Annotated in this window: 16 protein-coding genes; 4 read left to right on the forward strand and 12 right to left on the reverse strand. The window is 60.2% G+C overall.

Annotation, left to right across the window (positions count from 1 at the left end; translation table 11 throughout):
- Nucleotides 1-11 precede the first annotated feature (11 nt).
- Together HKK55_RS06940 and HKK55_RS06945 are read right to left on the reverse strand one after the other, a co-directional pair.
- Nucleotides 12-1,634 carry an MFS transporter gene (locus tag HKK55_RS06940; RefSeq protein ID WP_169353966.1) on the reverse strand — a complete coding sequence of 541 codons (1,623 nt, stop codon included), beginning with the start codon at nt 1,632-1,634 and terminating at the stop codon, nt 12-14.
- A 64-nt stretch (nt 1,635-1,698) separates the two neighbouring features.
- Nucleotides 1,699-3,345, reverse strand: a complete 1,647-nt coding sequence (locus HKK55_RS06945) for a GMC family oxidoreductase (protein ID WP_169353967.1) — start codon at nt 3,343-3,345, stop codon at nt 1,699-1,701.
- Nucleotides 3,346-3,474: 129 nt separating this feature from the next.
- On the opposite strand from HKK55_RS06945, the gene HKK55_RS06950 reads away from it, so the two are divergent.
- Complete coding sequence (locus tag HKK55_RS06950) at nt 3,475-4,362, forward strand: LysR family transcriptional regulator (RefSeq protein WP_169353968.1); 888 nt, start codon at nt 3,475-3,477, stop codon at nt 4,360-4,362.
- Between the two features lie 155 nt (nt 4,363-4,517).
- Here the strand turns inward: HKK55_RS06950 and HKK55_RS06955 are convergent, their stop codons facing one another.
- The 4 genes from HKK55_RS06955 to HKK55_RS06970 form a co-directional block, all read right to left on the reverse strand.
- Nucleotides 4,518-6,377, reverse strand: a complete 1,860-nt coding sequence (locus tag HKK55_RS06955; protein ID WP_169353969.1) for a DUF3857 domain-containing transglutaminase family protein — start codon at nt 6,375-6,377, stop codon at nt 4,518-4,520.
- 151 nt (nt 6,378-6,528) lie between these two features.
- Nucleotides 6,529-7,626, reverse strand: a complete 1,098-nt coding sequence (locus HKK55_RS06960; protein WP_169353970.1) for a DNA alkylation repair protein — start codon at nt 7,624-7,626, stop codon at nt 6,529-6,531.
- 164 nt (nt 7,627-7,790) lie between these two features.
- Complete coding sequence (locus HKK55_RS06965; RefSeq protein ID WP_169353971.1) at nt 7,791-9,137, reverse strand: glutamine synthetase family protein; 1,347 nt, start codon at nt 9,135-9,137, stop codon at nt 7,791-7,793.
- Between the two features lie 33 nt (nt 9,138-9,170).
- A complete protein-coding gene (locus tag HKK55_RS06970) occupies nt 9,171-9,728 on the reverse strand; it encodes a helix-turn-helix domain-containing protein (RefSeq protein WP_169353972.1) in 558 nt (185 codons plus the stop codon).
- An 87-nt stretch (nt 9,729-9,815) separates the two neighbouring features.
- Between HKK55_RS06970 and HKK55_RS06975 the strand changes: the two genes are divergently transcribed.
- Nucleotides 9,816-10,184, forward strand: a complete 369-nt coding sequence (locus HKK55_RS06975) for a DUF4440 domain-containing protein (protein ID WP_178128832.1) — start codon at nt 9,816-9,818, stop codon at nt 10,182-10,184.
- A gap of 130 nt (nt 10,185-10,314) precedes the next feature.
- Here the strand turns inward: HKK55_RS06975 and HKK55_RS06980 are convergent, their stop codons facing one another.
- The 3 genes from HKK55_RS06980 to HKK55_RS06990 are packed head-to-tail and all read right to left on the reverse strand — an operon-like array spanning nt 10,315 to nt 15,043.
- Nucleotides 10,315-12,483 (reverse strand): WG repeat-containing protein, encoded by a 2,169-nt coding sequence (locus tag HKK55_RS06980; RefSeq protein WP_237151319.1) that lies wholly within the window; start codon nt 12,481-12,483, stop codon nt 10,315-10,317.
- A gap of 37 nt (nt 12,484-12,520) precedes the next feature.
- Entirely contained in the window at nt 12,521-14,422 is a 1,902-nt protein-coding gene (locus HKK55_RS06985; RefSeq protein WP_169353975.1) for a M48 family metallopeptidase, read from the reverse strand.
- Between the two features lie 21 nt (nt 14,423-14,443).
- Nucleotides 14,444-15,043: a LemA family protein gene (locus HKK55_RS06990; protein WP_169353976.1), complete on the reverse strand. Its 600-nt coding sequence runs from the start codon at nt 15,041-15,043 to the stop codon at nt 14,444-14,446.
- A 176-nt stretch (nt 15,044-15,219) separates the two neighbouring features.
- On the opposite strand from HKK55_RS06990, the gene HKK55_RS06995 reads away from it, so the two are divergent.
- Nucleotides 15,220-16,404, forward strand: a complete 1,185-nt coding sequence (locus tag HKK55_RS06995) for an MFS transporter (RefSeq protein WP_169353977.1) — start codon at nt 15,220-15,222, stop codon at nt 16,402-16,404.
- A 168-nt stretch (nt 16,405-16,572) separates the two neighbouring features.
- Here the strand turns inward: HKK55_RS06995 and HKK55_RS07000 are convergent, their stop codons facing one another.
- The 3 genes from HKK55_RS07000 to HKK55_RS07010 all read right to left on the reverse strand — a co-directional run bounded on the left by HKK55_RS07000 (nt 16,573) and on the right by HKK55_RS07010 (nt 18,732).
- Nucleotides 16,573-16,842, reverse strand: a complete 270-nt coding sequence (locus HKK55_RS07000; protein ID WP_155584592.1) for a DUF1652 domain-containing protein — start codon at nt 16,840-16,842, stop codon at nt 16,573-16,575.
- A gap of 10 nt (nt 16,843-16,852) precedes the next feature.
- Nucleotides 16,853-17,104, reverse strand: a complete 252-nt coding sequence (locus HKK55_RS07005) for a CsbD family protein (protein ID WP_169353978.1) — start codon at nt 17,102-17,104, stop codon at nt 16,853-16,855.
- A gap of 131 nt (nt 17,105-17,235) precedes the next feature.
- Entirely contained in the window at nt 17,236-18,732 is a 1,497-nt protein-coding gene (locus tag HKK55_RS07010) for a PAS domain S-box protein (protein ID WP_169353979.1), read from the reverse strand.
- A 184-nt stretch (nt 18,733-18,916) separates the two neighbouring features.
- On the opposite strand from HKK55_RS07010, the gene HKK55_RS07015 reads away from it, so the two are divergent.
- Nucleotides 18,917-19,885: a hypothetical protein gene (locus HKK55_RS07015; RefSeq protein ID WP_169353980.1), complete on the forward strand. Its 969-nt coding sequence runs from the start codon at nt 18,917-18,919 to the stop codon at nt 19,883-19,885.
- Nucleotides 19,886-19,962 lie beyond the last annotated feature (77 nt).

A 19,962-nucleotide genomic window follows, 5' to 3' on the forward strand; every position in this document is an offset into this window, starting at 1 on the left:
TTGGGCATTCTTCAGTTGTTATCGATGTCCACATTCCTGGTTTCTTTCAGGCAAATCAGCCCGACAATCAAACTCACCCCGGTAATCACCACCGGGTACCACAAGCCGTAGAAGATATCGCCGGTGTACACCACCAAGGCAAACGATACCGTCGGCAGGAAGCCGCCGAACCAGCCGTTGCCGATGTGGTAGGGCAGGGACATCGAGGTGTAGCGGATGCGGGTGGGGAACAGTTCCACCATCAGCGCCGCCAGCGGTCCGTAGCACATCGCAGCGATAAGGATCAGCGCGACGATCAGCACCACCACCATGGTTTTGTTGACCTGTGCTACATCGGCCGATTGCGGGTAACCCGCCAGTGTCACCGCACCTTTCAGGGCGGCCTCGTCATAGCCGTCGATACGCACGTCACCCACGCTCACTTGCACCGCACTGCCCGCTGGGGCCGCAGCACTGTGGTAGGGCAGGCCCTGTTTCACCAGGAAGGTCTTGACCTTGTCGCACGGGCTGTCGAAACGCGCCTTGCCCACCGGGTCGAACTGGAAGGTGCAGGTGGCCGGGTCCGCCAATACGGTGATGGGCGCCTGGGTACTGGCCTGGTCCATCGCCGGGTTGGTGTAGTGGGCCAGGCCCTTGAAGATCGGAAAGTACAGCGCGGTGGCCAGCAGCAGGCCGACCATCAGCACCGGCTTGCGCCCCAGCTTGTCCGACAGCCAGCCGAAGAAGATAAAGAATGGTGCACCGATCACCACACTGATGATCAGCAGCATATTGGCCAGGGCCGGGTCCATCTTCAGGAACTGGGTGAGGAAGAACAGCACATAGAACTGCGCGGCGTAGAACGTCACGGCTTGCCCGGCGTTGATGCTGAACAGGGCGATCAGCACCACCTTGAGGTTTTCCCACTTACCGAAGGACTCGCGGATCGGCGCCTTGCTGGTCTTGCCTTCTTCTTTCATTTTCAGGAAGGCCGGCGACTCATGCAGGCTCATGCGGATCCAGGTGGAGACCCCCAGCAGCACGATCGACAGCAGGAACGGCAGGCGCCAGCCCCAGACTTCGAATTGGTCACCGGTGAAGTAACGGCAGGCCAGTACGACCAGCAACGACAGCAGCAGGCCGAGAGTGGCGGTGGACTGAATCCAACTGGTGTGGAAGCCGCGCTTGCCGGCCGGTGCGTGCTCAGCCACGTAAGTGGCCGCGCCGCCATACTCGCCGCCCAGGGCCAGGCCCTGAAGCATGCGCAGCGCCACCAGAATGATCGGCGCGGCGATGCCGATGCTCGAATAAGTGGGCAGCAGGCCGACGCAAAAAGTCGCCAGGCCCATCAGGATAATGGTGGCGAGGAAGGTGTATTTGCGCCCAATCATGTCCCCCAGTCGACCGAACACCAGCGCGCCAAACGGGCGCACCACAAAGCCTGCCGCAAAGGCCATCAGCGCAAAGATGAACGCTGTGGTGTCGTTGACCCCGGCAAAGAATTGCTTGCTGATCACCGCCGCGAGGGCGCCATACAGGAAAAAGTCATACCACTCGAACACCGTCCCCAAGGAGGAGGCGAAGATGACTTTTTGCGTGTCGTTACTGGATCGCACGCCGATAACGGGGTCCAGGGGTTGAGCATGTTCTGACATTGGGTAGCCCTCACAGTGATTATTTATTGTTGTTCCACTGTCGACGCCGGATCGGCGCCGCTGTTCAGATTGCGGTAACGAGTTCTTTCTCCGGGGCGAAGCTCCTTGTGTTCGGCGAAAGGATTAGCTGCGCGGCTTTTTCCGCGATCATCAGCGTCGGTGAGCAGGTGTTGCCGGAGGTGATGCGCGGCATGATCGAGGCATCGGCGATACGCAGGCCGGGGACGCCATGCACCCGCAATTGCGCGTCGACCACGGCGTCCTTGTCACTGCCCATGCGGCAGGTGCCCACCGGGTGAAAGATGGTGGTGCCGATCCGCGCGGCGGCTTCTTGCAGTTGTTCGTCACTCTGCAATTCTTCGCCGGGCAAGTACTCCACTGGGTTGAATTGACGCAGCGCAGGTGCGCCGACGATACGTCGGGTCAGACGAATCGCGTCGGCGGCGACCCGCAAGTCTTCCGGATGGCTGAGGTAGTTAGGGCGGATCAGCGGCGCATCAGCCGGATTGGCCGAGCGAATATCGATGCGTCCACGGCTTTGCGGACGCAGGTCACAGACCGACGCGGTAAAGGCCGGGAAGGCGTGCAAGGGCTCGCCGAAGCGCTCCAGGGACAGCGGCTGCACGTGGTATTCGAGGTTGGCCGAGGTCTGCTCCGGCCCCGAGCGTGCAAACGCGCCAAGCTGGCTGGGCGCCATGGACAGTGGGCCGCTGCGGTCGTAGAGGTAACGCAAACCCATGCCCATCTTGCCCCACAACGTGCCGGCGATCTGGTTCAGGGTGCGAGCGTTTTCCAGCTTGTAGATCAGCCGCAATTGCAGGTGATCCTGCAGGTTGCCGCCGACACCGGGCAATTCATGCAATACCTCAATCCCCAGCGGCTTGAGCACACTGGCCGGGCCAATGCCGGAACGTTGCAGGATGCCGGGCGAGCCGACGGCGCCGGCGCACAGGACGATTTCCTTGCGCGCTCGCCAGGTGATTTGCTGGCCTTGCTGGCGCCCGATGACGGCGGCGGCGCGGCCGTTTTCCAGCGGCACACGGTCGACTTCAACGCCGGTCAACACCGTGAGGTTGGGGCGCTGGCGAATCGGCTTGAGAAACGCCTTGGCCGCGTTCCAGCGCACCCCGGATTTCTGGTTGACCTGGAAGTAACCGCACCCTTCGTTATTGCCCTGGTTGAAGTCGCTGATGTTGGCAATGCCGCTTTGCTCGGCCGCATCGCGAAAGGCATCGAGGATCGGCCAGTGCAGGCGCTGCTGTTCCACGCGCCATTCACCGCCGTCACCGTGAAACGGCGAGTCGCCGGCAAAATGGTTTTCGCTCTGCCTGAACAGTGGCAGCACGTCGTCCCAGGCCCAGCCGGGGTTGCCTTCAGCCGCCCAGCCGTCGTAGTCCCGGGCCTGACCGCGCATATAAATCATGCCGTTGATCGATGAGCAGCCGCCCAGCACCTTGCCTCGTGGGTAGCTCAGGGCACGGCCTTGCAGGCCTTCCTGGGCTTCGGTCTTGAAGCACCAATCGGTGCGCGGGTTGCCGATGCAGAAGAGGTAGCCGACGGGGATATGAATCCAGGGATAGTTATCGCGCCCACCGGCTTCAAGCAGCAGCACGCGATGGGCAGGGTTGGCAGAGAGCCGATTGGCCAGCAGGCAGCCTGCGGGGCCGGCGCCTACCACTACGTAATCGTATTGCGCAGTTGCAATGGGCATCTGAGGTCTCGCTTGTTTTTCTTATTGGTTCCATCCTAGTTGTTAGTTTTCGTCTTAAAAATGTTAGTTTTTACCCACCTGCTGTGCGTTTTTAGACAGTGCTGCTCTTATTGAGTGAGGGGAGGCGAGATGTTCGACTGGAATGATCTACGGTTCTTTCTTGAGTTACAGCGTAGCGGACGCCTGCTCACTGCCGCGCAACGCCTGAAAACCACCCACGCCACGGTGGCCCGGCACATCGAGGCGATCGAGAAAAGCCTCGGCACCGCGCTGTTTGTCCAGCACGCCCAAGGCTATGAATTGACGCCATCCGGCGAAGCGCTGCTCAAGCACGCCGAGGCCATGGAAAACGTCGCGCTGCTGGCCGAGGAGGAGTTGACTCATTCCGCCGCACCCCTGGGCAAGATTCGCCTTGGCGTGGCCGAAGGGCTGGGCGTGATGTTTCTGGCCGGGCGCATGGGTGGTCTGTTCGAGCGTTATCCGGGGCTGGAAGTGGAACTGGTGGCGGTACCGCGCTTTGTCAGCATCCTCAACCGCGAAGCGGAAATCAGCATCCACCTGGAACGGCCCAGCGTCGACCAACTGGTGACCCGCAAACTGACCGACTACCGCCTGGCCCTTTATGCCAGCCGCAGCTACCTGGACCGAACGCCGCCGATTGAAAAGCGCGAAGACCTGGCGGTACATGCCTGGATCGATTACGTCGATGACCTGCTGTTCAGCCAGGAACTGAAATTCCTCAGCAGCTTTTGCCGCAATCCAAAGGTGGTGTTCCACAGCACCAGCGTCATCGCCCAGCACCAGGCGGCGCGCTCGGGGTTGGGGATTGCCGTGTTGCCGTGCTTCATGGCGGCAGGGGATCCGGATTTGGTGCCGCTGTTGCCGGGGGAAAGTATCCAGCGCAGTTACTGGATCAGTTCAAGGCGCGAGCTGCACAAGTCGGTGCGGTTGCGGGTGTTGTGGGATTACGTGGTGGAATTGTGCGCGCGGGAGCAGGGGTTGTTGCTGGGGCAATGATGATCGCTGATCAAAATGTGGGAGCGGCGGTGCGACGATTCGACTTGCTCGCGAAAGCAGGGTGTCAGTCAATATATTTGCTGACTGATTCACCGCATTCGCGAGCAAGCCCGCTCCCACAGAAGCCCACTCCCACATTGGATTTGCGCTGAGGCTTAGAGCTTCACCACCTGACGCACCTGCTCTCCACAGGCGCGGGCTTCGTTGAGCATTTTCTCAAACGGCGCACTGACGATCTCATCATGGCTCAACCAGCGTTTTTTCTGGACGAGCGTGTAGTGGTAGCGCCAGTCGCCTTTGACCCGATCACCTTTCAGGTCGAGGTCGTACCACGGCGAGCGCACTTGGCAGCCCTGGATATCCTTGTCGAACCGGCCACCGGAAAGGGTGATGGTGTAGTCGAGCGTCTCGGGGTTGCCCATGTACAAATCCCCCAACTGGGCATTGCGCCGGTAGTTGAGCAGTCCATCCCAATTGTCTTGCAGCAGGCTGTCGGTGTAGAGGTGGTCGCCCCCCAGCGGCTCCATCGGACGCAGGTCGGTCAGGGTTGCGCTGACCTTGTAGGTGGCCGGAACCACAAACGCGGTGGCAGGGCGTTTGACCTGACAGTCGGTGATCTGCTTGCCGAAGTTGTCGCAGATGTTCTGGTCAGTGGCCGTGGTGCCTTGTTGGCGATCGGCGACGCTCAGGTGCATCAGCGGCAGGCCGCGGAAGTCGACGGTGGCTGAGACGTGGGCGTTGCCCTTGGCATCGAAGTGTTCATGTTTGTCGAGGATCAGCGTGGTGTCGGCGGACTGCAGCGGGATGTGTTCTTCACGCACCTGGCCCTGGGCGTCGCTCACCAGTACCCAGCGGTCTTGGATGTCGGGCAGGGTCTGGCCGGGGGCGAAGACCGGGTTGGTCGGGTCCAGCCACCACACCTTGCCGTCGACTTCGGCACGGACGATGGCGTGGTTCGGCGCATTAGTGCCCGGAATCAGTAGGGATTCGACCACATCGCCTCGGCTGACCCACGCGCTTTCGGCCTTGATCCCGCTGGCCTTGAGCATCGCTGCCAGCAAGGTCGACAGGTCTTTGCAGTCGCCGTAACCGTGCTGTTCGATCTGCGCCAGGCTGAACGGTATATAACCGCGATCCGACGCGCGCCAGTCGCCCAAGTAGCGGTAGTGATCGTTGATGTGCTGCATCAGCGCCGAGACTTTTTGCGCGTGTGGCAAGTCGAGAGCGCTGGCCACGGCGGCGGCGCTGTGGGTTGGCAAATTCGCGCCGAGGATTTCGTTGTAGCGCTGGGCAAAAGGGCCAAAGTACTGCTGACGATCCAGCGAACTGCCCACTTCGATACGCGGGTTCATACGGATGTAGGCGTTGGCGGACTCGTTGATGTAGTTGACGTAGGTCGGGGCCTTTTGCACCACGTCCAGGGTCTTGCGGTTGGCCGACGGCGTGAGGGTGAAGCCGTCCATCAACTCGCTGCGCCACTCGATCGGGCGTTCGGCGGTGAAGCGTATCTTGAACCGGTCGCGGCGTGCAGCGCTGGGGCCGAACTGCAGGGCGTAGTGGAACTCGGTCATCAAGGGCTTGGCGGCGTGATGCTCGCGCACCGTGTAGCGCACTTGTGTACCGACCCGCAGGTTAGGGAAGGCCAGGGAGGTTTGTTTCTCCCGGGAAAAGCCCTGGTCCGGGTTGGGGGCGGTGCGGGTGTCGATCTGTGTCTTGTCCAGGGGAACCGGTTTGCCGCCGGGTTCTATGGATTCAGCCTTGAGCAATTCGAACCCGTCGCCTTCCGGGTAGCTGAAGTCGATCCGCGAGAGCATTTCCCGGCCGCTGGGCTTGAGAATGGTGTAGTGGTAGGTGGTGGTGCAGTCCGTGCTGGCGTCGCGATTGAAGTGACAGTGCAGTTCGGTGTCACTGGCCAGCGGCGCTTCGGCCACAGGTTGCAGCGCGGCAAACACGGGGTGGCTGACAAGCCCCAGACTGGCGCAAATCAAAGGGCGGTAAAACGGTAAACGGTGCATGGGCGCCTCAAGTGGAACATTGTCACAGGCACCATACTGGTACCGAGAAGGCGCCAAATGATAATGGATCGCAAATGATAATGCCAGTATTGTCCGACAATTTATTTCTCTGAAATGCCCGAGATAGAGCCTTCCGTTGTGTGAGAGTAGTTCAGGATTGCAGTTCGAACTCAGTGCTGGCCAGCTTTTCGCCATTAACCAGCACATGCACCGTGTGCTTGCCAGGGTAGTGCTTGCGGGTGGTCAATTCACGTATGTGTTGGGCTCGGGTAATCGCGTGGTGTTCACCGACGCCTAAGGTGAAGGCCTTGAGCTTGAATACTTTGGCGGCGCTATGGCCGGCACTTTTCACGTAGTCGATGGCGTAATCCACCACCAGTTTCTGCGGGGCGTTGGCGATCGATTCCAGGGTGAAGGACAGGTTGATTCGGTCACCCAGTTTGACCACCGCAGGCGTCACCTTCAGGTGCTGGATGTTCACCTCGGCTTTAGCACCCGCGCCCATGATCGTCAGCGCCCGGGTGTTGCCCTGTTTGATCAAACTGCGCAGGGCATGGCGGGCGATCCAGGCGGTGTGGGGATTATCCAGCGACCAGCCTTCGATCAGGGTCAGCACCCAGTCCGGATGGTCCTTGGTGATGTCATTGAGGTGATTGGCCACTGACTTGCGTACGTAAAGACTGCTGTCGGCCTTGAGGTTATCGAGGATCGAGGCGCAGAGCGTTGGGTCTGCCTGCACCTGGGCCAGGCGAAACGACCAGGGCAATCTCGGCCTGGAACCTTCACTTGCCAAGCGTCGCACGTGCTCGTTGGCGTCCAGCGACCACTGTTGCATCACCATCAAGGTGCGTTCGAAGTCCCGTAGCAGGAAATGCCGCACGGCAAATTCGGCGGAACCAAAGGTGGTGAAATACTTGAGGGCCGCCATGGAACGCTTGAAGTCATCGGTGCCGTAGCTCGCCACGAAGTGAGGCAGGAACAGGCTGACGAAGCTGCTGTTGATCCGAGGTGCGAGGGCATACAACAGTTTTAGCGTCTGCGGATAATCCAGCGGAATCACCGCGTGCAGGCTTTCGCTGACCCGGGCCATGCGCTGCATCACCGACAGCTCAGCCAGCCCGGCCTTGGCGTGCTTGAGGAAGCCCTTGGCGTTGAACGCCGGGTACACCGCGGTCATCTCAGTGGCGATGTGTTGCAGGCGTTCGACGTTGAAGATTTCCTTGAGGGCCGGGGCGCTTTGGTCGGTCATGGGCAATTCCTTTTATTGTGTAGCCGCTGTCGAGGCACGAGGCTGCGATGGGCTGCGAAGCGACCCCCGAGGGCGCTCCTGCGGACACGCATCGCAGCCTCGTGCCTCGGCAGCGGCTACAGGTTTATAGGTTTATAGGTTTATAGGTTTATAGGTTTATAGGTTTACAGATACCAGCGATATTCCCGCGCATGGATCTCCTGCTGGAAGGCCAGATGGTCCTGGCGTTTGTTTTCGCAATAGACGTCGACAAACTCCGCCCCCAACCCTTCGCGCAATGCCGGTTGATGCTGCATGGCACGCACTGCATCGAGCATTTCCAGAGGGAAATCTGCACCGCTATTGCGGTCTTCGTTCAGGGGCGCGATGGGCTCGAGGCCGGCGTCCAGGCCATGCTCCAGGCCCACCAGAATGGCGGCGAGCACCAGGTACGGATTGGCGTCGGCACTGGCCAGCCGATGTTCAATCCGCAGGTTGCGCGGGTCGGACTCAGGGATACGCACACACGCATCGCGATCCTCAAACCCCCAGCAAGCACGGGTCGCGGCATTGACCGTACCACCCAGGCGGCGGAAGGCGTTGTGGTTGGGCGAGAAAATCGGCATGCAATGGGGCAGCAGTTCCAGGCAACCGGCCACCGCGTGGCGCAGCGGTTGCTGCTGATGGGCTGCCAATAGGTTATTGCCCGCCGGGTCATACAGGCTGACATGCACATGCATGCCGCTGCCCGGATGCTGCAAGTACGGCTTGGCCATGAAGCTGGCGCGGTAACCGTGCTTGAGGGCCACACCACGGGTGCTGCGGCAGAACAGGGCGGCCCAGTCGGCGGCGCGCAGGCCGTCATCCAGGTGGCCGAAATTGATTTCAAACTGGCCCGGGCCCAGTTCTGCGGTGATCACGGTGATGTCGAGGCCTTGGGCCTTGGCGGTTTGCGCCATGTCATCCAGCACCGTGCCAAAGCGCGACAGGCGCTCGATGTGCAGGTTGGGCTGATCGTCGCTGTCACCGCTCAACGGGTCGCGGGCAAATTGCGGCAGGCCGTCGTCGAGTTTTTTATCGAACAGATAAAACTCCAGTTCGAAGGCCACCACCGGGTGAATCCCCTTGCGGTGCAGGCGCTCCAGAACCTTGGCCAGCACTTCGCGAGGTTCGAACTCGATAGGCGCGTCGGTGCCGTCCGAGGTGATCAGCATCTGCCCCAGGGGTTGCGCCTCCCAGCTCACCGGTTTGAGGGTGCCAGGCACCAGGCGGCGATTGGCATCCGGGTCGCCGTCGTTGAAGCAGTAATCGCCAATCTTGAACAGACCGCCCTGGGCGCCGAGCAGCACGGCGTTCTGTGGCAGTTTCAGAGGGCTGCCGGCGGCGACTTTCTCCAGCATCTCCACCGGGTAGCGCTTGCCGTAGAAGTGCCCGGGAATGTCCAGGGCGATCAGGTCGACGTAGCGCACCTCAGGATGGTTCTGGCGAAAGGTCCGGACTTCGGCCAACAGCGTGGAAGACTTGCTTTGCACGGGTGACGCTCCTTTGTGTGCCGTGATCGGCGCTCAGTTATAGACCCACAGGACGCGGGCGGGCAGATCGGTCAGGTTGCCGTAACGGCAGTGGGCGAAGCTGGCCAGGTGAAAGCTGTCGCCGGGGCCCAGGGTCACCGAATCGGTTTCGCCCTCGACCCACAGCGTCAACTCACCCTCCAGCACGTAGCCGGCTTGTTCGGCACGGTCGCTCATGGTCTGTTCGCCACTGTTGGCGCCGGGGGCGAGCAAACTGTCGAGGATCGAGAACGCCCCCTGCATGCTCGGCGAGACCAGGATGTCGGTGATGCCGTTGGCGTAATACACCGTGCGCCGTTCGTTGGGCCGGGTGACCCAATCCACTGCCTTGGGTTTGGACAGGCTGTAGAAGTAGGTGGTGGGCACATCCAGGGCGTGGCTGATAGCGGTCAAGTCGGCCACCGTCGGCCGGGACAGGCCGCGCTCCACCTGGGACAGGAAACCCACCGACCGGTCGATTTTTTGCGCCAGTTGGGTCAGGGTGAGTTTCTTGTGCTTGCGCAGGTCGTGGATCAGGATCGCCAGGGCGGCCAGTTCTTCTTGTTTGTCCATGGGGTGGCGTCGTGAAATTCTTGTCAAGAAATTTCATGAAAAATTACAGGATTAATTTCATGGGTGCAATGACTGGGGGAGGTGGTGATGGATTTATATGCGCATTTGCAGGAGTTGGAGGGTGAACTTCATCAGTGCTCGACGCGTACTGATGGGGAGAGACTGGCGCAGTTGCTGGCGGATGATTTCGTCGAATTTGGGGCCAGTGGTCATGTATGGGGCAGTCGGGCCGAGGTGATTGCCGGGTTGCGGGATGAGGTATTTTCGGCTCGCAGCATGAGTGAGTTTGCGCTGAAGGTGTTGGCTGAAGGTGTTGTGCTGGTGACGTATCGTTGTCGCCGGACGGCAACTGTGGTTACAGCGGGGGCAGATTCGTTGCGCAGTTCAGTGTGGCGGGAGGAGGAGGGACGGTGGCGGATGGTGTTTCATCAGGGCACGCCCGTTGCTGAGTTGTGAGCCCCGGCGAGGCTGCGATGACGTCGGCACAGCAAACATTGATGCTGCCTGACCCACCGCTATCGCAGCCTCGCTGGGGCTCGACAGCTCCCACAAGGGCTTCACTTCTCCGGTTGATTGAGGTCGGTGTTCACTCCCGCACATAGCTATTCGTTTGCTTGCCATCGGCATCAAACACATTGATCCGGTTTTCCTCCTTGGCGTCCCACACCTGATACATCGCATCATTGCTGTTGGCCTTGATCTCGGAATAGAGCCGATGCCCCAGCTTTTTAACCAGCGTGTTGTCTTTGTCGATCAGCACCAGGCCATCGAAGCCTTCCATCTCGACGGCGGCGAGGCTTTTCTGGAAGAAGTTGATTGCTTCATAGGTAGGCGGTACCCGCACCTTGCCGGTCAGGTCAATGGCGCCGTAACGCTCATCCTTCCTGATCACCGCCATGCCATTGGAAAAGCTCTCGACTTGATCGTACGGCAGGCTGATGGGCAGGGTTTTGCCCTGGGTGTCGATGAAGGCGAACTTACGGGTCTTGCGGTCCTGTATCAGCAGCGGCTGGTCGTCGGCGAAGACGCCGAGTGCAGTGAAACCAGGCGGGGTGATTTTTTTCAGGGCCAGGTCGTAGACGTCATGCTGATCCTTGTCAGTGGCGGTGGTGTAGATAAACCCATCCTTGGCACTGATGGAACGATAACGCGGCGGTAGCAGTTCCTTGCCCGAGAGGGACCAGATGCCGTAGTAGGCCTCGGTCTGGTAGGTCTTGGTACCAGGCCGGGCAATGAACAGTGAGCCCACCACCTCTGGATTGACGTATTTCATCGGCACCACGATCTGCTGCTTCTTGATGTCGAAGACACCGTAGGGGCCATTGGTGATCTGTTCGACGACGATCAGGTCGTCGTTGATCTGTTGCTCGATAATGTCGAACGGCAGTTGCTTGAGGGTGTTAGTGCCGGGCGTGAACATGAAGTACTTGGTGATGAGTTGCCGCCACCCGTCATCGTCACCGTCACCGAGGGGTTTTTCACCCACCACCATGTTGTAGATTCCCGGCACCTGGCTGTAGTCGACCCGTTCAAAGCGTGGTTTCACCACCCAAATGCCATTCTTGTCGATGAAGCCGTTCTTTTCGGTCTTGTTGTCGTAGGCGATGTAGCGTTCCTGGGCCGCCACACTATTGTTCATGTCCAGCGTCAGTGTCTGGGGTTGGGCCGGGTCCAGCAGATAGATCACGATGCTTTCGGGGGTATCTTCAAAGCGGTAATGGGCCTGGATGTTGTTCAGGTCGTTGTCGGTACTCGGCAGGTTCTTGGCGAACTGCTCCAAGTGATCCTGCACGGCTGCGGCACTCTTGAAGCTCGAAAAGTTGTCTTCCATGCGCAGCAACTCGTCGTAGTACTTGCGCAGGTTGGCCTTTTGCCCGGTGGTGGGCGAGGAGTTGGAGCTGTTGCCCCCACTGAACAGAGGCTTGCCGTCGGCGGTCAAGCCTTGGATCACATAGGTTTTACCCTTGGGCGTAGCCAGCAGCAGGGATGCGCTGGCGTCGGCCAGGGCGGTCAGTTGATACACTTCGCCACCGTCAGCGGTGACTTTCGGATGGGCCTTGTCCAACACCACCTTCTTGAAGCCGGGATAGCTCTGGTAAGTGAGCGCGACGCTGATGCGCTCCACCGGTTTATTCAGCGTGAGCTCCGCCTTGGTGGTGTCCTGCTCTTGCTCGTCAACGCTGCTGTCCTTGACCGCGATCTCGGCGAACGGTTGTTGCGTGCCATCGCGAAAATAAACGGTCTGTACCTGATAGCGCTCTTCCGCCTGCAGGCCGGGCAGCGCACCGCGTTTGAGCACGTCGCGAATGGGCTCGACCGCCAGTTTCAGCCCGGACTGGTTGTCGAAAAACAGTTGCTGGAACTGCGCCGGTGTTTGCTTGAGGGATACCAGTGCAGCTTGCAGATCTTGAGTGGGGAAGGGCACAAACGGCTGCTCATATTGCAGCTCTTTTTTCTCCTGGGGGTCCGCTGGCGTGGCTTTAGTCGAGGAAACCTCCAGGCGCATGCCCTCGATCATCGCGATACGGTTAATGCTGTCGCGTACATCGAGGACCAGGTAGTTGAGGCGTTTTTTCGCTTCCGGCAGCGACAGTGCCTTGAGGTCCTCGACGCTGCCTTCATTGAGCTGTTCCTCGCTGTACTCAACCCCGGTGAGCAGGCCATTGTCTTCGCGCCTTTCCATCAGGTAATACGCCGAGCCGCCGATCACCGCGATAACAATCAGGGAACTGGCGAGAAGCTTGGTTCGGGTCATGGCTGTTTTCATTGTTATCAGACTCGATGATGGGCGGTCAGGGGGTTGCCAGTAAGGGCGGCATCGGGCAATCCAGTACGTCGGCCACGGCCCGCATCAGCTCTGCTTCGGCAGGCGTGATTTGACCGTCTTGCTCGATACACACGGCCATGGCCTTGAGCAGGGTGGGCTTTTCCAGGGGCTTGAGTTGGCGTAGGCGGTTGAGGGCGGTTTCAAGGTCTTGCCATTCGTTGGCTCCGGCGGCATTCAGCGTCAATGCCGGCAATGGCAGGCTGGAACTGGCTTGATCGAAGGCCTGTCGGACCAGAGCAGGTTCGCTGTTGCCAGCGCGGGCGAGTGAACCGAGCAGCAAGGCGATGTCGTTTGCCACTTGGTCGAGGTTGTATTTGGCGCTGACCTTGGGCGCGCCCAATACGTTGCGTTCAACGATGCGCAGCAGGGTCCATTCCATCAGGTCGATGCGGTCATCCGCCAGGATCAGCAGGGCCAGGTGGCTTCTGAAGGTCTTGAACTGTTCGACGCTCAGTTGCTTGAGGGCCGGGATCGCCAAGTCGATAAGCGGCAGGCGCAGGTGCTGATCCAGGCTGGCCAGGACAGGGCGCAGGGCTTCCAGAGCCTGGGCGATATCGGGCGCAAGTTTGGGCAGCAGGCGCTCCAATTGCTGGGCTTGTAAGAACGGCACTGGGTCCAGCAGTAGCCCGCAGATCAAGGCCTGGGCACCGTTGCTGCTATGGGCGGCGTCCCGCAAGGCGTCGGGCAGGTTATTCAGGGCCGACTGCGCGTGGTCCAGGTGTGCCGGGCCGGGCTCACCAATGGCGGCGATGGATTGCTGGATGGCCAACAGGTCGAACACCAGCTCCTTGGCGGGGGCGGGTTCGTTCAAGCCGGCCTGGAAACCGGTGCTGGGCGGCGGTTTCTCTCCCAGGAACTCCACAGCGGGAAACTGCCCATCCCACTGTGGGTCGACCCGTTGAATGCGCACTTCCAGCGGCGGATGGGTCGCCATCATGCCGCTCATGGCGGCCTTCACGCCGGCGCCAAAATACAGATGGCTGAACTCAGCCGCATGGGCCGCCTGCAACTGCGAGCCCTGGGCGTGGCCGCCGATTTTCTTCAGCGCGCCGGCAATGCTCTGGGGGTTGCGGGTGAATTGCACCGCCGAAGCATCGGCGAGGAATTCCCGCTCGCGGCTGACGGCCGCCTTGATCATGTTGCCGAAAAACGTCCCGGTATACCCCAGAACCCACAGTGCGCCGCCGACCGCCATGATCGCCATCGCCCCGTTATTACCGCTCTTGTTACTGCTTGAAGATGAACCGCGATAGGACACCCCGCGCAGAATCAACGCGCCGATCAACCCCAGCAGCAACAGCCCGTGGATCACCGCCGTCAGACGGGTATTAAGGCGCATGTCACCGTTGTAGATATGGCTGAACTCGTGGGCGATCACCCCTTGCAGCTCTTCGCGATTGAGCAGGGCCACGGCGCCCCGAGTAACGCCGATCACCGCGTCCTGGGGCGTTAACCCGGCGGCGAAGGCGTTGATCGAATCGTCATCCAGTACGTAGACTGCTGGCACCGAGGTGCCCGAGGCGATGGCCATTTCTTCGACGATGTTGAGCACCCGGCGTTCGTCCAGGCCTTGCGGGTCGAGGTTGATCAATCGGCCGCCCAGACGTTCGGCAATCACCTTGCCACCCGCCCGTAGCTGGATGGTTTTGTAAAGGCTGCCCAGCAACACCACGGCGAACACCACAATGGAGACGTCCAGCAGCAGTTGCCAGTTGGAGAAGTTCACCGACAGGTCTTTCTGGCTGCGCAGGATCACGATCAGCACCACGCTGGTGACCACGATCAGGCTCAGCACCGCCGCGCCCATCAACAGCACCAGCCGCCCGGTGTGGCGCCGGGCGCGGTCTTGGTGTTCGAAAAAGTTCATCAGGCCATCCGTGGGCGAGGGTTAGTTGAACGACACCTTGGGCGCGTCCTGGATCTGTACGCTGTCGGCAAACTCCAGCAGGCTGGCATCGGCGCTGTGCCCGAACACGTTGGCGAACAATACCGGCGGGAAGGTCTGCTTGTAGGTGTTGTAGGCCATGACCGAGTCGTTGAACGCCTGGCGCGAGAAAGCCACCTTGTTCTCGGTGCTGGTCAGTTCTTCGCTCAATTGCTGCATGTTCTGCGATGCCTTGAGGTCCGGGTAGGCTTCCATGGTCACGTTAAGGCGGCCCATGGCGCTGGTGAGCGCCCCTTCGGCCTGGCCCAGTTGTGCCATTGCCTGCGGGTTGCCGGGTTGGGCTGCCGCTGCCTTGAGGCCGGCCAGTGCGGTATTGCGCGCCGCGACTACCGCTTCGAGGGTTTCGCGCTCATGGCTCAGGTAGGCCTTGGCGGTTTCCACCAGGTTGGGGATCAGGTCGTAGCGGCGCTTGAGTTGCACTTCGATCTGGGCGAAGGCGTTCTTGAAGCGATTACGCAGGGTCACCAGCTTGTTGTAGATCCCGATGGCGTAGAACACCAGCAGGGCGGCGATGACCAGAATCACGATGGTGGTGACAGACATGGGGATATCCTTATCGGCTGCGAGGGAGTGAGCGATCTTAGCTTATAAACAATGCATTTATTTTTTGCATAAGTGCATAAATCAGCCTTTTTTGTCCTTCATCTTGGGTTAAGGTACATCCGCCCGCCGGCCGCACCAGCGTCCTTGAGCGGCGCCCTTGAAAGAATGAGAGCAGGATGCTGAAGACAATAAAAAACTACCCCCGTGCCGTGAATCTGTTGCTGTCGGCCACGTTGATCCTGACGCTGGCCAGGGCGATTACCTTTCCGTACCTGGTGATTTACCTCACCGACCAGTTTGCCCTGAGCATCAGCCAGGTCGGCCTGGTGATCGGCAGTTCCTTGATCGTCGGCTCGCTGCTCAGTGTGTATGGCGGTTTCCTGGTGGACCGGATCAGCAGTTATCGGCTGTTGCTCGGCTTGAGCCTGTTGTTTGCCCTGGGATTCCTCGGGACAGTCCTGGCGCGCGGAATCGAGTCATTCTATGCCTGCCTGATCCTGATCAGCCTGGCTTACTCGGTGATCGACATCGCAGTCAAAGCCGGCTTTGCCAGCCTGTTGCCCGAAGACGCACGCAGTGAAGTGTTTTCCATCAAGTACACCCTGACCAATATCGGTTACGCGGTGGGGCCGTTTTTTGGGGCGATGGTGGCGAAGGTCGATATCAGCCTGCCTTTTATGTTCTCGGCGGCCTTGGGGGTGGTTTTCTTCCTGCTGTATTGGCGTTGGGGTGACAAGACCCTAACCGCCGCTGAGGTTGCGCGAAAGCCAGTGCCATTCCTGGCCGTTCTCCGGGTGCTGGTGCGGGATCACCGGTTGGTGTGTTTCACCCTGGGCTGCTTGCTCAGTGCTGTGGTGTTTGGCCAATTCACGGCGTACCTGTCTCAGTACCTGGTAACCACCAGCACAGCGGAGTATGCCTACAGCGTTATCAGTGCGGTGCTCACCACTAACGCATTGGTGGTGATTGGCTTGCAGTATGCGATTGGTCGGCGCATCTCCCATCGCCACCTCAGCCGCTGGCTGATGCTGGGCTTGGGCATGTTCATGCTAGGGGTGATTGGGTTCGCGCTGGCCAGCAACCTGTGGTGGTGGGTGGCGGCGATGGTGATTTTCACGGTGGGGGAGATCATCGTGATTCCGGCCGAGTACATGTTTATCGACCGGATTGCCCCGGACCACCTGCGGGGCATGTATTACGGGGCGCAAAACCTGTCCAACCTCGGTGCCGCCCTGGGGCCGGTGTTGTGCGGGCTGGTACTGGCCAGCCTGCCGGCCCACTACATGTTTTACATGTTGGCGGCGTTTATTGTCGGTGGCGGGGTGTTCTACTTTATTGGGGCGTCACTGAAGGCACGCTGATCTGTAGATAACGTCTTGCGCGTCACCAGGCAAGAGCCCTGTCAGGTCATACATTTGGCCCGTTGTAGCCGCTGCCGAGGCACGAGGCTGCGATAAGGGCCGAAGGACCTTCAGCAGTTTCAAGACCCTGGCGACTGCTGTGCAGCCGATCGCAGGCTGCGCCAGCGGCTACACAGGGGCGAGGGGCAAGTCATCCAGATTGACCCGGCCCACTGTGTTGCTTTGCAGCTCGTAACGCAGTTCCTCGACCATCGTTTCCACGTCTTGCGGGGTTTTCAGTTTGTTGACACTGATCCCCGTCACCACCAGGTCCACCCGGCCGGTTTCGGCATCGAAGACCTTCAGGGTCAATGACGCGTCCCGGCACAGGGTGAATTCGCAGGTCAGGGGCAGCAAGGCTTCTTCGATGCAGTTGCGCAGTTGCGAGAGGCTAAACATTCAGGCCCCCTCAGCGACGACGCAGCAACAGGCCCAGCACCAGGCCGACACCGGCCACAATGGCCACGGTCGCCAGGGGTTTGTTCTTGGCAAAGTCACCGACGGTGTCCAGCGCATCGCCGTAGGTTTGCTGCAATTGGCCGGCCGCCTGACGGGCCAGGCCTTCGGCTTGCAGCTGTTCGTCACCGGTCAGGTCACCGACAAAACCCTGAGCCTTGCCAGCCACTTTTTCGACGGCGCCTTTGACGTGTTCGCTTTTCATGGTGAATTCCTTAAAGGGCAAAAAAACGCTTTGGCACGGGATTCAAGCCCTGTGCCCACCCTTCAAGGTTAAGTAGTGCATCCTCACCAGATAAGGCGAATTTGCACCGGTCGCACTAGTGCATTTGCACTCTATTTCTTCGGCTTCACCCGATGCTCACCGGCGAACAACCCTCGCTCCCTCGCCCAGACAATGGCTGCACTGCGGCTATGCACGCCGAGTTTGGAATACACCGTCGCCACATGGTTGCGCACGGTGTTCGGCGCCAGTTTCAGGCGTGAGGCGATCTCTTTGTCGGCCAGGCCTTCACAGATCAAACCCAGCACATCGCGCTCGCGGGCGGTGAGGTCGGTGAAGGAAACGCTGGGCAGGTTGGGGCTGTTGACGTTTTTGGCGTTGGCCAGTTTCTCAATCAGCGTCTGGCTGAACCAGGAGGCGTCCTGCATGACTTCTTCAATGGCCGCCACCAGTTCCAGCTCCGAGCGCTTGCGTTCGGTGATGTTCATCAACACCAGCAGGTAGCAGGGCACGTCCTGGATACTGACGGTGTCGGCGGACAAGACGCAGTCGATCACTTCGTTGCCTTTCTTGCGGATCTTCAGGTCCAGGCTGTCGACATTGCCGGCCTTCTCCAGCGCGGCGAACACTCGCGTGCAATTCTGGGCACCGTCGATAAAGTCGATCTCTGCCACGGATTTGCCGATCAGTTCTTCACTGGTGTAGCCGGTGGTGCTCATGAAGGCTTCGTTGATGTCCACCACCTGCTGGTTGTCGGCGCTGCACACCAGGGTCGGAACCGGCGTCAGTCGAAAGGACTTGGCGAACCGTTCTTCGCTCTGGCGCAACGCGGTTTCAGCTTTGCGCCGAGGCTCAAGGTCGGTGAAGGAAAACAGCATGCAGTCTTCTTCGTTCATGTCCAACGGCTGGCCGGCTACGATCACCAGTTTACTGCCGCCTTCGGGCAGCCTCAGTTCCGCCTGCATCTGTGGGATGGTCGCGCCTTCTCCCAGGCGCTGGATCGCCAGGTCCTTGCGTTCGGCCTGTTCCAGCACATCGAGTTCATACACCGAGCGGCCGATCACCTGGTCGCGGTTGTAGCCGGTCATCTCAAGGAAGCCCTGATTGACCTTGATATAACGCAGGTCGCTCAAGCGGCAAATAACCGCAGGCGCAGGGTTGGCGTTGAAGGTCTTCTCGAAGCGCTGCTCGGCACTGGCCCATTCGGTGGCGTCGCTGAGGATTAACACCAGCAACTCCGGCTCGCCGGAAGCGTCGTTGAGCACCAGACTGCGCAGGCGGTGGACCCAGGTTTTTTCGTCGTCGCCAGTGGGTGTGACTTCCACCACCACATCGCTGAATTCTTCCCCGTCCGCCACCCGGCTAAGCGGGTAGTTCTCCAGGGGCAGCGGGTGATTGTTGCGGTAGCGCAAGGCGAAACGGGTTGCGTATTCCTTGGTGTTGGCCCCCAAGGCTTCGACGTTGTCGACACCATGCATGGCCAGCGCGGCTTCGTTGGCCCAGAGGATCGTCTGGTCGACCTCTGTAAGGATCACCCCGTCGGACAGCCCGGAGATGATCTGTTGCAGTTGGCGGCGGTTGGTTTCTTTGGCGAGGACGGCCTGGCTCATGGTTTCTCCGGGGGGGGTAGGTCGCGTGAGAAGTACGACACCTGGGGCTCAGGATAGTGCAGAGAAAGTCCCGGGCGCGGGGTGCGAATGCACCAGTGCGCCTAGTGCAATTGTGCCGAGACCGCAGAACGCGGGCTCGACACACTGAGCCGGTCTGTACTTACTCACTGTCAAAGGATCGATCATGACCACTGTCTATGAAAGCAACCGTTCGCTGTTTCGCGTGTCCTGGGGCTCGGTATTGGCCGGTAGTGCAATTGCCCTGGTGACGTACCTGGTACTGAGCGTGCTGGGCACCGCGATTGGCGCCAGTGCTGTCAATCCGATGGCGGCCGGTAACCCGTTGAGTGGCTTCGGCACCGGGGCCGGGATCTGGCTGTTTGTCTCGACCCTGTTGGCCATCGGCGTCGGCGCGTTTGTTGCCGGGCGCACGGCACCGGATCGCGGCGGCCTGCATGGCGTCCTGAGCTGGACCATCACCACCTTGCTGACCACCTGGTTGCTGGCGGCGTTGGCCACCAGTGTGGTGGGCGCCGCCGGGAATGTCGTCGGTAAAGGCCTGTCGGCAGCCGGCAGCGGGATTGCCGCCGTCGCACCCGGCATCAGCGACAGCGTCAAACAGCAACTGGACGAGAAGGGCATCAGCCTGGATTGGAACAGCTTGCAAGGCCAGTTGGACACCTTGCTCAAGCAGACTGGCAAGCCTGAGCTGGACCCGGCCAACATCGAACACAAAGCTGACCAGGCTGCAGCGGATGGCAAGCAATCGGCCAGCGACGCCGCCACTAACCCGGCCCAGGCCACTGAAGAACTGAAACAGTGGTTCGAGCGGGTCAAGGCATCCGGTGAGCCCGCCTTGAATGCAGCGGACAAAGAAGCGCTGGTCAACATCGTCGCCGCCCGCACCGGCAAGAGCCAGGCCGAAGCTACTCAGATCGTCGACAACTATGCCCAGGCCTATCAGCAGGCGGTGCAGAAGGTTGAAGAACTGAAGAAGCAAGCCGAACAGAAAGCCCGTGAAGCCGGCGAAGTTGCCGCCAAGCAACTGTCCCGTGCCGCGTGGAGCACCTTGCTGATGTTGCTTCTGGGCGCAGCGCTGAGCTTCGGTGTCGGCCGGATGGCAATTTCTACCCGTAAAGTGCCATTGGCCTGATGCACCACCGTGCAGGCGCCGGCCTGGTTCCTGCACAGTGAACAAGGCAAATTGATGTCTTATCGGCATCACCTTCC

Origin of the sequence: Pseudomonas sp. ADAK18, from assembly GCF_012935695.1 — a bacterium.
GTDB lineage: Bacteria > Pseudomonadota > Gammaproteobacteria > Pseudomonadales > Pseudomonadaceae > Aquipseudomonas.